This is a genomic window from Alicyclobacillus contaminans DSM 17975, from assembly GCF_000429525.1.
In the GTDB taxonomy this organism is placed as follows: Bacteria; Bacillota; Bacilli; order Alicyclobacillales; family Alicyclobacillaceae; genus Alicyclobacillus_A; species Alicyclobacillus_A contaminans.
On record NZ_AUCA01000005.1, the window covers coordinates 13,815 to 27,396 of the forward strand.

General features: G+C 61.7%; 17 protein-coding genes. 14 read left to right on the forward strand and 3 right to left on the reverse strand.

From position 1 onward, the window contains the following. The first annotated feature begins 19 nt into the window (after window positions 1–19). The 3 genes from cyoE to G463_RS0103240 all read left to right on the forward strand — a co-directional run bounded on the left by cyoE (window position 20) and on the right by G463_RS0103240 (window position 2,241). Window positions 20–943, forward strand: coding sequence for a heme o synthase (gene cyoE / locus G463_RS0103225; RefSeq protein ID WP_035485460.1), 924 nt, complete (start codon window positions 20–22; stop codon window positions 941–943). 15 nt (window positions 944–958) lie between these two features. Beyond that, window positions 959–1,585, forward strand: coding sequence for a hypothetical protein (locus G463_RS0103230; protein ID WP_026974038.1), 627 nt, complete (start codon window positions 959–961; stop codon window positions 1,583–1,585). Between the two features lie 263 nt (window positions 1,586–1,848). Then, window positions 1,849–2,241, forward strand: coding sequence for a hypothetical protein (locus tag G463_RS0103240; RefSeq protein WP_026974039.1), 393 nt, complete (start codon window positions 1,849–1,851; stop codon window positions 2,239–2,241). Window positions 2,242–2,246: 5 nt separating this feature from the next. Here G463_RS0103240 and G463_RS0103245 read toward each other — a convergent pair whose 3' ends face one another. The 3 genes from G463_RS0103245 to G463_RS0103255 form a co-directional block, all read right to left on the reverse strand. After that, a complete protein-coding gene (locus tag G463_RS0103245) occupies window positions 2,247–2,432 on the reverse strand; it encodes a YjzC family protein (protein WP_026974040.1) in 186 nt (61 codons plus the stop codon). 54 nt (window positions 2,433–2,486) lie between these two features. Beyond that, the gene (locus G463_RS0103250) at window positions 2,487–3,056 is read right to left on the reverse strand and encodes a DNA-3-methyladenine glycosylase I (RefSeq protein ID WP_026974041.1); all 570 of its coding nucleotides are present in this window, start codon (window positions 3,054–3,056) and stop codon (window positions 2,487–2,489) included. Between the two features lie 147 nt (window positions 3,057–3,203). Further along, window positions 3,204–4,271, reverse strand: coding sequence for a class I fructose-bisphosphate aldolase (locus G463_RS0103255; RefSeq protein ID WP_026974042.1), 1,068 nt, complete (start codon window positions 4,269–4,271; stop codon window positions 3,204–3,206). Window positions 4,272–4,439: 168 nt separating this feature from the next. Between G463_RS0103255 and ispG the strand changes: the two genes are divergently transcribed. The 11 genes from ispG to G463_RS0103315 all read left to right on the forward strand — a co-directional run bounded on the left by ispG (window position 4,440) and on the right by G463_RS0103315 (window position 13,560). Further along, window positions 4,440–5,528 carry a flavodoxin-dependent (E)-4-hydroxy-3-methylbut-2-enyl-diphosphate synthase gene (gene ispG / locus G463_RS0103260; protein ID WP_026974043.1) on the forward strand — a complete coding sequence of 363 codons (1,089 nt, stop codon included), beginning with the start codon at window positions 4,440–4,442 and terminating at the stop codon, window positions 5,526–5,528. A gap of 37 nt (window positions 5,529–5,565) precedes the next feature. Further along, window positions 5,566–6,225: an MOSC domain-containing protein gene (locus tag G463_RS18475; protein ID WP_035485462.1), complete on the forward strand. Its 660-nt coding sequence runs from the start codon at window positions 5,566–5,568 to the stop codon at window positions 6,223–6,225. Between the two features lie 403 nt (window positions 6,226–6,628). Continuing rightward, window positions 6,629–7,726 (forward strand): ATP phosphoribosyltransferase regulatory subunit, encoded by a 1,098-nt coding sequence (locus G463_RS18480; RefSeq protein ID WP_051321871.1) that lies wholly within the window; start codon window positions 6,629–6,631, stop codon window positions 7,724–7,726. Further along, window positions 7,723–8,361, forward strand: coding sequence for an ATP phosphoribosyltransferase (gene hisG / locus G463_RS18485; RefSeq protein ID WP_035485464.1), 639 nt, complete (start codon window positions 7,723–7,725; stop codon window positions 8,359–8,361). The genes G463_RS18480 and hisG overlap by 4 nt, the downstream gene beginning before the upstream one ends. Beyond that, complete coding sequence (hisD, locus tag G463_RS0103285; RefSeq protein WP_035485466.1) at window positions 8,358–9,656, forward strand: histidinol dehydrogenase; 1,299 nt, start codon at window positions 8,358–8,360, stop codon at window positions 9,654–9,656. Before hisG ends, hisD begins: the two co-directional genes overlap by 4 nt. Then, window positions 9,656–10,252: an imidazoleglycerol-phosphate dehydratase HisB gene (gene hisB / locus G463_RS0103290; protein ID WP_035485525.1), complete on the forward strand. Its 597-nt coding sequence runs from the start codon at window positions 9,656–9,658 to the stop codon at window positions 10,250–10,252. Before hisD ends, hisB begins: the two co-directional genes overlap by 1 nt. Next, a complete protein-coding gene (gene hisH, locus G463_RS18490) occupies window positions 10,249–10,950 on the forward strand; it encodes an imidazole glycerol phosphate synthase subunit HisH (RefSeq protein WP_051321872.1) in 702 nt (233 codons plus the stop codon). Before hisB ends, hisH begins: the two co-directional genes overlap by 4 nt. Beyond that, window positions 10,913–11,662, forward strand: a complete 750-nt coding sequence (gene hisA / locus G463_RS0103300) for a 1-(5-phosphoribosyl)-5-[(5-phosphoribosylamino)methylideneamino]imidazole-4-carboxamide isomerase (RefSeq protein WP_026974046.1) — start codon at window positions 10,913–10,915, stop codon at window positions 11,660–11,662. The genes hisH and hisA overlap by 38 nt, the downstream gene beginning before the upstream one ends. Further along, window positions 11,656–12,438 (forward strand): imidazole glycerol phosphate synthase subunit HisF, encoded by a 783-nt coding sequence (hisF, locus tag G463_RS0103305; protein WP_026974047.1) that lies wholly within the window; start codon window positions 11,656–11,658, stop codon window positions 12,436–12,438. The genes hisA and hisF overlap by 7 nt, the downstream gene beginning before the upstream one ends. Next, a complete protein-coding gene (gene hisIE, locus G463_RS0103310; RefSeq protein ID WP_051321873.1) occupies window positions 12,414–13,193 on the forward strand; it encodes a bifunctional phosphoribosyl-AMP cyclohydrolase/phosphoribosyl-ATP diphosphatase HisIE in 780 nt (259 codons plus the stop codon). The genes hisF and hisIE overlap by 25 nt, the downstream gene beginning before the upstream one ends. 22 nt (window positions 13,194–13,215) lie before the next feature. Beyond that, the gene (locus tag G463_RS0103315; RefSeq protein WP_035485468.1) at window positions 13,216–13,560 is read left to right on the forward strand and encodes a CHY zinc finger protein; all 345 of its coding nucleotides are present in this window, start codon (window positions 13,216–13,218) and stop codon (window positions 13,558–13,560) included. Window positions 13,561–13,582: the final 22 nt, after the last annotated feature.

Genomic DNA, 13,582 nt, shown 5'->3' on the forward strand with positions numbered 1-13,582 from the left:
AGAAAGGGGGCGTTGCTCCATGACAGTCCAGCCGGTGACGGCCAGTCGAGCGGTGACGGCGTCGTCCCCCAAGTCCCTGAAAGATTGGCTCACGCTCACCAAACCGGGTATCACGCTCGCCAATCTGTTGGCCGCTTCGGCTGGCCTGTGGCTCGGGGGAGAAGGGCCGCCCCACTGGACAACGGCGTTCTGGACGCTGTTGGGCACGGCCTTGGTCGTCGCCTCCGGGGCCGCCCTCAACAACGTCGTGGATGTGGATATCGATGGGAAAATGACGCGGACACGGCATCGCCCGCTGGTCAATGGGCGATTGCACCGGCAGCGGGCGCTGATCGTGGGACTGCTGCTGGGTGTGGCCGGTCTGGTCATGCTGATGGTTTTCATCCACTGGACGGCCTTCTGCTGTGCTGCGGTGGGGCTTGGCATGTACGCAGGTCTGTACAGCCTTTGGCTGAAGCGGAAAACTGCCTGGAGTACGGTCATCGGCGGGGTGGCCGGCGCCATGCCGCCGATGGTCGGGTACTTTGCAGGTTCCGGCGGACGGCTGGAGTGGGCGGGGGTACTCCTGTTCCTCACGTTTCTCAGCTGGCAGCCGTCCCACTTCTACCCGCTGGCGCTGAAGCGGGCAGACGAATATCGAGCGGCCGGCATCCCCATGTGGCCTGTGGTTCACGGCGTGCCCTCGACGAAACGTCAAACGATTGGTTTTTGTATGTTGTTGGCCGGATTTTCGGTGGGCCTGTATCAGAACGGCCTGCACAGCGCGCTGTATCTGTTCGCCGCAGGCAGCCTGGGCATCGGCTTTCTCGCTCTGGCCATCCAGGGCGTCTTCACGCGCAACGATGTTCGCTGGGCGCACCGAATGTTCACCTATTCGCTGCTGTACATGCTGGCGCTCTGCGCGGCCATGGTTGCGAGCGCGTCCACGCTACACGGGATTTGACGGGGAGGGAGCATTGTGTCCGACATGCACGCGAACTCGGATGCACACATCGATCATCATGAAAATATCGATCCGCAGGGCAACGCGAACCTGGCGGTATGGCTCGGGCTGGTGTCCCTGACGTTCATGACCGCGACATTCGTGGGATCGAACGTGTATCTGCGGAAATGGTCGCCGAGCAAATTTCAACTGGACAACAGCTTGCTGCGCAATCTGCCGTATGTGACCGTTCTGCTGTCGGTGCTGGCCGTGCTGTTGTTGTTTGTGGCGGCGGCTTTCTTCAAGCGGGATCGGTGGCGGCCCTTTCGCGCCGTGCTGGCTTTGACCACACTGGTGTACCTGGCACAGGTCATCGTGCAGTTCAACCTGATGCTGTGGTTCGCCGGCTACAGCAAACAGGTGGCCACCATCTATGCACCGACTGCCGTCATGGAATTTCTGTTGAGCGTGGTGTGCATTGTCTTGTTGGCTGGCGTCGGGTGGTACTCTGCCTACGGGAACAAGCGCATGGTCAACGGTTATTTTCCGGTGGCGATGAACGTCTGGTTGTACACGGCCTTTTCGAATGTGGTGATTCTCTTGGTGGAAAACGTGGTATCGGTCAGTCAGTTCGCCGCATGGTGCGGGCAGCATCTCACCTAGGTGCAGACGGACAGGAGGCGGATGAACATGCAGTTGATAGCATTTGCGCTGGGACTCTTCGTCTTTGTCGGGTTATGTCTATTCATCCTTGCGTACACCACACGGTTGTTGAACGCCAAGCGGTGAAGGTCAGGGGGGCACTTGCATGTCCCCCTGATGGATGGAGTTCCGTTCGCGGACCACGCGGACGCTTCCGTGGGTTGTGCGGGAGCGCCTGTACGCATAAACTGTAAGCGTATTCATGTTTGAGGGAGCCATGTGGCATGGACACGTTTCCCGCTTTGTTGGTGGCGCTCCTGTGCGCCTGCTTCGCGGTGCACGTCGGAGCACGGTACCTGCGCAATCGAGCGCTCAGCCATGCGTTTTGGGCCGGTTCGCTGGGTATCGCGGCGACGGCGTCACTGGCGTACTGCATCGCGCTGTGGCTCGTTCCGCATTCATCATGGTGGTTCAAATTGTACTATCTGTTCGGCGCGCTCTGGATGCCCGCGGTGATGGGACTCGGCAGTCTGACGCTGGTCTGGCGGCGGAGCGTTGTGCTGTGGGTGGCTACCGCCGTTGCCGTGGTCGGTTTCATCGGCAGTGTTTTGCTGGTGGTCAGTCCCCTGTCCATCGGAGCCCTTCAAACATTGCACGGGGGCGCTGGAACCGGATAGGTCATTTATTGATTGCGGTTGCGGGTCCACTTTCGATTGGGATGGCTCGTCTCCGGGAATCGGTCGCCCTTTTTCAGCCGCACCTTCTTTGGCTTCCGCAGGTTTCCGCTGTCCGGATGTTCACCCACTTCCACATATTCTCCGTCATTCGGCACTTCCCAACCGGGTTCGAATTGGTTTTCCTGTCCCATGCGGTCACCCCCAGTGCATAGTATGGGCGATTTGCGCGCCATCATCCGGTGGCGTCATTCCCGTGCCAGTTGCGCGTGGCGGAAACAGGGGACAATGTGGTCCATCACCACTCCGACGGCCTGCAGGTACGAGTACACGATGGTGGTGCCGACGAAGTTGAACCCCCGGTGTTTCAGGTCCTTGCTGATGGTGTCAGACAGGTTCGTGCTCGCCGGCACGTCCTGCAGCGTTGGCCAGTGATTGACCACCGGACGCCCATCCACAAAGCCCCACAGGTAGTTCGAGAACGATCCGTACTCCGCCCGAACCTGCTGAAAACAGCGGGCGTTGCGAATCGCTGAGGCGACCTTGAGTCGGTTGCGCACAATGCCTGAGGACGGAGACAGCAGTTGTGCCACTTTGTCGTCGCCGTACTCCGCCACCCGGTCGACATCGAACTGATCAAACGCTGCTCGGTAGTGTTCGCGTTTGCGCAAAATGGTGTACCAGCTCAGCCCCGCCTGCGCGCCCTCGAGAATTAAAAATTCAAACAGCTTGCGGTCATCGCGCACCGGGACGCCCCATTCCTCGTCGTGGTACGCGACGTACAGCGGATCTTCGTTCACCCATCCGCATCGTTGCATGGTGTTTGTCTCCATTTCGTGAGAATTGTGCTTATCCTGGCATCAGCATGCCTGGAACGGTCCGACGAGAGGCCGGTGTTTGAGACAAAGCGGGGACTGTCCCTCGCCGACGAACGGCTGCCGGAAACAGTCCCCTTTGAGCTGGACTCAGGCAATGGTGATGTCTTCGCAGAGATACACGTCCTGAATGACGTTGAGCAGCTTCACGCCTTCGTCCATCGGACGCTGGAACGCTTTGCGGCCGGAAATCAATCCCATGCCGCCCGCGCGCTTGTTGATCACGGCCGTCTTGACCGCTTCGGCGAAGTCGTTTGTCCCCGATGGACCGCCGGAGTTGATGAGACCGACGCGGCCCATGTAGCAGTTGGCAACCTGGTAGCGCGTCAGGTCAATCGGATGCGGGCTGGTCAGCTCGGTGTAAATCCGTTCGTCGGTTTTGCCGTAGCTGCTGCCTTCCATGTTGAGCGCTTTGAAGCCGCCATTGGTTTCCGGCAACTTCTGTTTGATGATATCCGCTTCAATGGTGACGCCGAGATGATTGGCCTGTCCCGTGAGATCTGCGGACGTGTGGTAGTCGACGCCGTCCTTCTTGAACTTCGGATTGCGCAGATAGCACCAGAGCACCGTGAACATCCCGAGTTCGTGCGCGAGCGCGAACGCTTCGCTGACTTCCTGGAGCTGCCGGGTGGACTCCTCCGAGCCGAAGTAAATTGTGGCGCCAATGCCGGCCGCGCCCATTTCCCAACACTGGCGGACGTTCGCGAACATCACCTGGTCGAACTTGTTGGGGTAGGTGAGCAGCTCGTTGTGGTTGATTTTCACAATGTATGGAATCTTGTGCGCGTACTTGCGAGAGGTCAACGCGAGCACTCCGAGGGTGGACGCCACGGCGTTGCACCCGCCTTCGATGGCCAGCTTCACGATATTTTCCGGATCGAAATAGGCGGGGTTCTTGGCGAACGAGGCGCCGGCGGAATGTTCAATGCCCTGGTCAACCGGCAGAATCGAAACGTAACCGGTGTTTGCCAGGCGGCCTGTACTCATCATCCATTGCAGGCTGCGCAGGACTTGGTTGTTGCGATTGGAGGCCGCAAACACCTCGCTGACCGAGTCGGGCGAGGGCAGCGTCAATGCGCTCTTCGGAATCGTTGTACAGGTGTGGTTCAAAAGGTCCTCCGCTTCCGAACCGAGGTAGGACGTAATTTGGTCCAGCACGATTTTGCACCTCTTCTTTCAAAATGAATGAATTCTGCGTCACATGACTGTATCACTGTTACGCTCCCTACTGTACCAATTCGCGGCCGAAAACGCGAATCCTAAATTGGTGTATAATGTGTCGTGGTGCAAAAATCAATCAAAATGAACAACTTGGGGAGAATCAATATGTTCCATCGACAAGAAACGCGGCCGGTGAAGGTCGGCGATTTGACCATTGGCGGATCGAACCAAGTGATTATACAGAGCATGACCACCACCAAGACGGCGGACGTACAGGCCACCGTTGCGGAAATTCACCGCCTGGAGGAAGCTGGCTGTGAGATTGTCCGCGTCACGGTGAATACACTGGAAGCTGCCGAGGCCATCAAAGAGATTAAGCGGCAGATTCACATTCCGCTGGTGGCGGACATTCACTTTGATTATCGGTTGGCGCTCCGGGCCATTGAGAATGGCGTGGATAAAGTCCGCATCAATCCGGGCAACATTGGCAAGCGCGACAGAGTGGAGGCGGTGGTCCAAGCGTGCAAGGAGCGCGGCATTCCCATTCGCATTGGCGTCAACGCGGGATCGCTGGAGCGGCACATCCTGGAGAAATACGGGTATCCGACGCCGCAGGGGATGCTAGAGAGCGCGCTGCATCACATTCAGATTCTCGAAGAACTGGATTTCCACGATATCATCGTGTCCATGAAGGCATCGGATGTGCCGATGGCCATTGAAGCCTACCGTTTGGCGGCGGAAACGTTCAATTATCCCCTGCATCTTGGCATCACGGAGTCGGGCACGCTGTTCAGCGGCACCATCAAGAGTTCCGCTGGACTGGGGACGCTGCTCTCCATGGGTATTGGCAACACCATCCGAGTGTCTCTGAGCGCGGATCCGGTCGAGGAAGTGAAGGTGGCGCGAGAATTGTTGAAGACGTTCCATCTCATTTCCAACGCGGCGACGCTGGTGTCCTGTCCGACGTGCGGGCGGATTGACATTGACCTCATCTCCATCGCCAACGAGGTGGAGGAATATCTGCAGACCATCAAAGCGCCCATCAAGGTGTCGGTGCTGGGCTGCGCGGTGAACGGTCCGGGCGAAGCCCGCGAGGCGGACATCGGGATTGCCGGTGCGCGCGGCGAAGGTCTCCTGTTTCGGCGGGGGGAAGTGGTTCGCAAAATCCCGGAAGCGGACCTCGTATCCGAACTGAAAAAGGAGATCGATTTGATGGCCAAGCATTACCAAGAGACGGGGCGACTGCACGACTGATTGTGCGCGGTGGCTGCCCGCATGCGGAGGGGGAACCATGGAAGCGCGCATTGTGTCCATACAGGTCGGCTTGCCGAAGAGGTACGGCGGTTCGGAAACCGACAAAACGGGGGAGCGGGAGTGGGTTTCCGGCATTGCCAAACAGCGCGTGGACGGACCGGTGTTCGTCGGGCGATTGAATCTGGCCGGCGATGGCCAGGCGGATCTGGTGTACCACGGTGGGCCGGACAGACCGGTCCTGATGTACGCGGCGGATCATTATGCGCAATGGCGCGAGGAGCTGCCACGTCCTTTCGAGTATGGCGCGTTCGGCGAAAATCTGACGGTCACCGGCTTGGAGGAGTCCTCCGTATGCATCGGGGATATCTACCGCATCGGCGACTTGGTTCTGGAAGTGTCGCAGCCTCGAAATCCGTGTTGGAAACTGGCGAGCCGCCACGGGATTCCGGATTTAGCGGCGCGGGTGGAGGCGACGAGCCGGACGGGATGGTACCTGCGCGTGCTGCAGGAGGCGTTCGTCGAAGCGGGGATGATGCTCGAGCGCGTGGCCAGGCCCTATCCGGAGTGGACGATTGTGCGGGCGCGGCAGGTTTACCGCGCGCGCCGTGAACAGAAGCGCGAAGCGGCCATGCTGGCGGAGTGCCCGGCGTTGTCGGCCGATTGGCGGGAAGCGCTGCGCGCTGCGCTCAAACATTGAATACGGGAACGCAAACGGGCTGTCCAACGGTGAGTACAGATCACCGGTACGGACAGCCCGTTTGCGGGAGTTACAGAGTGTTCTTCGACATCAGCAAGGGGGTTGAGTTGCAGGCTCCGCCTTCGCCTGCAACGCTGGCGGCCACGTGTGCCGCCCTGCCTATGGCTACAGTGTACAAGCAGAATGTGGAGAAAATGTGGTGCGCATATGTAGAGATTGTGCAGGTCACCGGATGAGGCGGTCCGTGGCCTGCCGGCGCCCGCCCGTCCGCGTCTCCGCGTTGTCGGGCACGGTTGACGATGACTGGCGGAACGGCTACAATCAACCCTATACTTTATCTTATTAGCAAACTAAAGCAACACTGCAGAAACGGGAACAACAACGAATCGGGACGTGATGGAACGTGACATGGGGTCTGCCGCACGGATTTGCCGAACAACCGGCGGGCATGCGCGACGTATATCCGGAACAGGCGCGCGTTCGGCGCGATACGGAATCCAGGTTATTGGAATTCTTCGAGAATCACGGATACCAGATGGTATCGAGTGGCGCGTTTGAATATGTGGAAACGCTGCTGCGGGGACGCCGCGCAGAGGAAGCGGACGACTGGATGCGGTGGTTCGATATCAACGGCCGCATGGTGGCGCTGCGTCCGGACATGACGCCGTCCATCGCGCGGATGGCCGCTCCCCTCATCGCCAATGGACAGCCCGAAGTGCGCTGGTGCTACGCTGAGAAGGTGTTTCGAAGGTCCACGGCCCCGGCGTCACTGTCGTGGGCCAGCGGCAAAGCGGCGGAATCCACGCAGGTCGGCGTGGAGTGGATTGGCCCGCCCGCCGGGGCGGCCGACGTGGACATCATTGCGCTCTGCCAGCATGCCATGGGGTTGTTCGAGTTGGAGGATTGGCAGATGGTGGTGAGTCATGCGCAGCTGACAGAAACGCTGCTGGCTGCACAAGGACTGGCCGATGACGTTCGGGAGCGAATTATGGACTGTCTGCTGCGGGGGGATTACGTGGGGGTTCGTCAGGCCCACGTGGACCAGGCGGCCGGTGACCACATGCTGTCGCGGTTTGCCCGGCTCACCCCTCTGCGGCCGGACTCGATTGAATCCTTGCTCGATCCGCTGGGTGTGTCGGCAGCGGCGGATGTGGAAGATCATTCACAGCGGCTGCGGGCGATGCAGTTCGCGCGAACGCTCTGGGCGGAATTGACAGACTTTGCGAAGATGCTGCAGGCGCGCGGCTTGACGCATCACCTCTCGTTTGATTTCACATTAACGCGAAATTTGCCGTATTACACGGGCATTGTGTTTGAGGTGTTCGTGCCCGGAGTCGGCGCGCCGGTGGCGCTCGGCGGCCGGTATGACCAACTGCTCGCCCGATTTGGCGCGCCGGCGCCGGCGGTGGGGTTCACGTTTGAGGTGGAGCGGCTGCTCGCCGCGCTCACCGACGGACGCTGGCTCGGCGCGGAAACCGGTGGAAAGGAGACGGAGCGGTGATTACGGTGGCGTTTGCGAAAGGGCGGACCATGGAGGGCGTGCTGCCACTGTGGCAGCGCGCAGCGCTGCCGGTTCCCACAGATTTGGATGAGAGTCGGGCCCTGGTGTTTGAGGAACCGTCGGACACGTATGGCACGGTGCGCTTTCTGCTCGCCAAGCCGGCCGACGTTCCCACGTATGTGTCGTTTGGCGTGGCGGACATCGGCGTGGTGGGCAAGGACGTCTTGTATGAGAATCCGCGCGATGTCTATGAATTGCTCGACCTGCAGGCTGCGGCGTGCAAGCTGTGCGTCGCCGGGCCGCCTGCGGAACGGGAGAAGCGGCCGCGCCGCGTGGCCACCAAGTACCCCCGGTTGGCGGATCAATACTTTCGCAGCCAGGGAGAATCGGTCGAATTGGTGGGGTTGTCCGGGTCCATCGAATTGGCCGCAGTGATTGGCCTGGCCGACAGAATTTTTGATCTGGTCCAGACCGGCGCCACTCTGGCCGCGAATGGACTGGTGGTGTTCGACGAAGTGCTCGATGTTTCCGCTCGGCTGATTGCCAATCGCTCGAGCTATCGTCTGAAGAAAGCCGCCATAGATCGCATCACCAGCGGTTTGAAGACAGCGCTGGAAGGAGGATGGAAGGCATGAGACTGAAACGCGTGCCGGCGTCCGAGTGGCAATGGCAACGCACGCAGGGCGCGGACACGACGCGCCAGGATGCGGTGCGAGCGGTGATTCAAGCGGTTCGGGTCGAGGGTGATGCGGCGGTTCGGCGGTTCACCGCGAAGTATGATGGGGTGGCCGGAGCAACCAACCCGGATTTCTCCCTTCGCGTGTCCCCCGATGCGATGGCCGCGGCGTATGCGGCATTGGCTCCCGCGATTCGGGAAGCTTTGGAGCGCGCCGCGGATCGGATTCGGAACTTTCACGCACTGCAGAAACGGTCGGACATCACACGCACCGGAACGGATGGGGAGCGGTTGGGGCTTGTGTGGCGACCGCTGCAGCGCGTCGGCGTGTATGCGCCGGGCGGTCGCGCGGCGTACCCGTCGACCGTGCTGATGAACGTCATTCCGGCGCAGGTGGCGGGCGTGCCGGAGATTGTGCTGGTGTCGCCACCGCAGTCCGACACGGGATTGCCGCATCCGCTGGTGTTGGCGGCCGCGCACCTGCTCGGCGTAGACGAGGTGTACCGCATGGGCGGCGCTCAGGCGGTCGCGGCGCTGGCGTACGGCACGGAGAGCATTCGCAAAGTGGACAAGATTGTCGGGCCGGGCAACGCGTATGTGGCGCATGCGAAACGCTGGGTCAGCGGAGATGTGGGGATTGACAACATCGCGGGGCCAAGCGAGGTGTTCATCGTCGCGGACGAAACGGCCAACCCGGCCTATGTCGCGGCTGACATGCTGGCTCAGGCGGAGCACGATCCGGACGCAGGCGCGGTCTGCGTGACGACGCATGAACCTCTGGCGGACGCGTTGGACAAAGCGCTGGCGCAGCAGTTGGCGGCCCTGCCCCGCCGCGATGTGGCGGCCGCTTCGCTGGAGGCCTGGGGCGCCGTGGTGGTGGCGAAGAGCATGGACGAGGCGCTCGCGGTGGTCAACAGGGCGGCGCCGGAGCACGTGGAGCTGCTGGTGGCACAACCCGACCGGTGGTTGGCGCGGGTGCACACGGCCGGCGCGGTGTTTCTCGGTTCGCACACCCCGGAGCCGGTGGGCGATTACTACGCGGGGACCAACCACGTGCTGCCCACCTTTGGCACGGCCCGCTTCGCCTCGGGACTGGGCGTGGACGATTTTGTCCGGCGCATGTCGTGGGTGGAGTACACGCCGGCGGCCCTTCGGGCGCACGCGGCGGACATTCGCGCGCTGGCGGAAGCGGAAGGGCTGCAGGCGCACGCGGCGGCCGTCGCGATTCGAGAACAGGAGGAGGAAGGCCCGTGATGGATGGAAAACGGAAGCGGGAGTTCGCGGTGCAACGAACCACGGGAGAGACGTCCATCTCGCTGAACCTGGACCTGGATGGCGGCGGTGAAGCCAACCTCGACTTCCCCGTGCCCTTCCTGCGGCACATGCTGCACCTGTTTGCGGCACACGGACGGTTCAACCTGTCCATCACCGCAACGGGGGATGTGGACGTGGACGACCATCACCTGGTCGAAGACATCGGCCTGTGTCTGGGGCGCGCGCTGCATGGCGCCCTCGGAGACAAGGCGGGCATTCGGCGCTATGGAGAGCGCCATACGCCGATGGACGAGACGCTGGCGAGGGCGGTGGTGGATCTGTCGGGGCGGCCGGCGTTCGTGCTGCAGGGGAAAATCCCGGCGGAGCGCATTGGCACATTTCCGACCGAACTGGTGCACGAGTTCTTCAAGTCGTTTGCGAATGAAGCCCGGATGGCACTCCATTTGGCTATCCTGTACGGCGAAAACAGCCATCATATGGCAGAGGCGCTGTTCAAAGCGGTGGCCGCCGCCCTTCGCGAAGCGGTGGCGCCGGATGCGGGCGGCGTGCCGAGCACGAAAGGGGTATTGGAGTGATTGCGGTTCTCGATTTGGGCATTGGCAACCTATCCAGCGTCCGCAGCGGGTTTGCTCGGGTCGGCGAGGATACTGTGGTTGTGGATAAAGGGGAGGTTTACACAGCGCTCGCAGCCGAGCGAAAGGATTTGACGGGCATCCTGTTGCCTGGCGTGGGTGCGTTTGGAGACGCCATGTTCCAACTTCGGGTTTCCGGTCTGCTCGGCGTGGTGCGGCAAGCCATCCGCGAAGGGCGTCCGCTGCTCGGCATTTGTCTTGGCATGCAGCTGTTGTTCTCAATCAGCGAGGAGCACGGCAGCAACGTGGGGCTCGGCGTGTTTCCCGGCCGGGTGGTGCGGTTCCCGAACAGTGTGAAGGTACCTCATATGGGTTGGAACGATTTGACGGTAGTCAAGGACCACCCGCTGCTCCGGGGCGTTCGCCGCGGCGACTACGTGTACTTCGTGCACTCGTACTACGCGGTGCCGCAGGAACCGGAGCACCTTCTGGCAGCGGCGCAGTACGGCAATACGCAGGTTCCTGCCGTGATGGCCAAAGGCAGCACCTTCGGCGTTCAGTTTCACCCGGAGAAGAGCGGCAGTGTCGGCGGATTGATTCTGGCCAATTTCGTGGAGATCTGCCGGGCTTGGTACGCCGCCCATGGAGAGGAGGGACGGCCCGATGCAGGTGGCGGAATTTCACTTGTTTCCCGCGATTGACATCTTGGATGGCCGCTGTGTTCGGTTGCTGAAGGGCGATTACAATCAGCAGACCGAGTACGGAGACAACCCGGCGGCGATGGCGGAACGCTGGATTCAGGAAGGGGCGCGCTGGCTGCACGTGGTGGACCTCGACGCGGCCAAAGTGGGCAAGCCTGTCAACACGGCCGCCATCTCCGAAGTGGTGCGCGTGGCCCGGGCTGCGGGAGTGGCGGTCCAGGTGGGCGGCGGCATTCGCGACCTCGATACGCTGCGTCGCTGGCTCGATCTCGGGGTCCACCGCTGCGTGGTGGGAACCGCGGCGCGCCAGCCGGACTGGGTGAACCAGGTGGTGTCCAGCGTGGGCCATGACGCGCTGGTGGTTGGGTTGGACGGTCGTCAGGGAAAATTGGCCGTCAATGGTTGGCTGGATCAGACGGAGATTCCGCTGGTCAAGCTGGCCGAACAGCTTGCGGCCGCAGGTGCCAGGCACGCGCTGGTGACCGACGTGGATAGGGACGGCACGCTGCAGGGGGCCAACCTGGTGTTGACCCAGGCGGTGCAGGCGGCGGGGCTGCTCTCCATTGCGTCCGGGGGCATTCGCAATCTGGCTGACGTGTTGGCCGCGAAAGCCGCCGGTTTGGCTGGCGCCATTGCCGGCCGCGCCATTTACGACGGTCGTCTGTCGGTTCGGGAAGCCATTGCGGCTTTGGAGGAGGGGCAGGCATGTTGACCAAACGGATCATTCCCTGCTTTGATGTGTTGGACGGACGCGTGGTTAAGCACGTGGGCTTTTTGGAGAACCGTCGCGACGCGGGAGACCCGATTGAACTGGCTGAGGAGTACTCTAGGGAAGGCGCGGACGAGCTGGTGCTGCTCGACATCTCGGCTTCGGAAGAGGGGCGCTTGGCGACACACCGCGTGGTGTCGGAAGTGGCGAACCGCATCAATATTCCGCTGACGGTGGGGGGAGGCGTCTCCACTGTGGACGACGTGCGCGCCCTGTTGCTGGCCGGCGCGGACAAGGTCTCCATGAACACGGGCGCCGTGCGCAATCCGCAATTGATCAAGGAGGCGGCGCATCGCTTCGGAGAACAGTGCGTGGTGGTGGCCATTGACGCCAATCTGAACCAGCACATGGGGAAGTACGAAGTCATGATTCAGGGCGGCAAGGTGGGCACCGGCATGGATGTCATCACCTGGGCGAAACGCGTGGCGGAACTCGGCGCCGGTGAAATTCTGCTCACCAGCTTCCGACAGGATGGCACCCGGAACGGGTATGACCTGATTCTCACCCGCCTGGTCTCGGAAGCGGTCAATGTGCCCGTGATTGCCAGCGGCGGCGCCGGCAAGAAGGAGCACTTCTGGCAGGTGTTAACCGACGGCAAGGCGGACGCGGCGCTCGCGGCCAGTGTGTTTCATTTCGCCGAGACGTCCATCGGCCAAGTGAAATCGTATTTGCGACAGAAAGGAGTCCCGGTGCGATGGAGCGCGGTGAACGCGGGGTGACGGCAGCGTTGGACGTGGTGCGCTACGACGCGGCGACCGGACTGGTGCCCGTGGTGGTGCAGGATGCAGAGGACGGGCGCGTGCTCATGCTGGCCTACGCCAACCGGGAGGCGTTGAAGCGAACACTCGCGACCGGGCAGGCGTGGTTTTGGAGTCGGTCGAGACAGGCGTACTGGCGCAAGGGCGCGACCAGCGGCAATACGCAACAGGTGGTGGAGGTCCGCGTCGACTGCGACGGAGACGCCGTGCTGTATCGGGTCCTCCCGAACGGCCCAGCGTGCCACACGGGAGAGGACACGTGTTTCTACCGGCAGGTGGACCGCGTGGCGGATGTGCCTGGATCCATGGCCAATCCGCAAGCGACCGGGGGCAGAACGCCCGCGGCGGACGCTGTATCTTCTTCCCGCGAGACTGTGGAGACTTCGAAAGGCAATCGGGATGCCGATTCCATATCCGGGCTGTTGGACACCCTCGCAGATCTGTGGGGCGTGGTGGATCACCGGTGGCGGGAGCGGCCGAACGGATCGTACACGACGTACCTGTTCACCCAGGGCGTGGACAAAGCCGCAAAAAAATTGGGCGAAGAGGCGGTTGAAACAGTGATTGCTGCGAAGAACGCCGTCGAATCGGCCGCTGGTCAGGCGGAGTTGGCTGCCGAAAGCGCCGACTTGTTGTACCACCTGTTGGTTCTCTGGAAGACGGCCGGACTGTCTCCGGCCCAGGTCCGGGCGGTCTTGAAAGCGCGGGCCCAGTGAGCGTAGAAATGGAGCGGAGAGTATGAAAATTCACGGAGTGGACGTGGCGGGGCGGTTGGTCGACGGCGAGACGCGTTGCGTGCATTACCATACTGACCGCGACATCATCGCCATCAAATTCGCCTGTTGTGGAACGTATTATCCTTGCTACGAATGCCACGCGGAAACGGCGGACCACGAGGCTATGCCGTGGCCGAAGGAGCGCTTCGATGAACGCGCCGTGCTGTGCGGCCATTGCGGGCGCGAGTTGAGCGTCCGCGAGTACCTCGCGTGCGGATATCGCTGCCCGGCGTGCGATGCGGCGTTCAATCCCGGCTGCAAACGGCATTATCCACTGTATTTTGGCATCGAATCCAGTTCACACTGACTTGTGTGGCTGGATTTTTGTT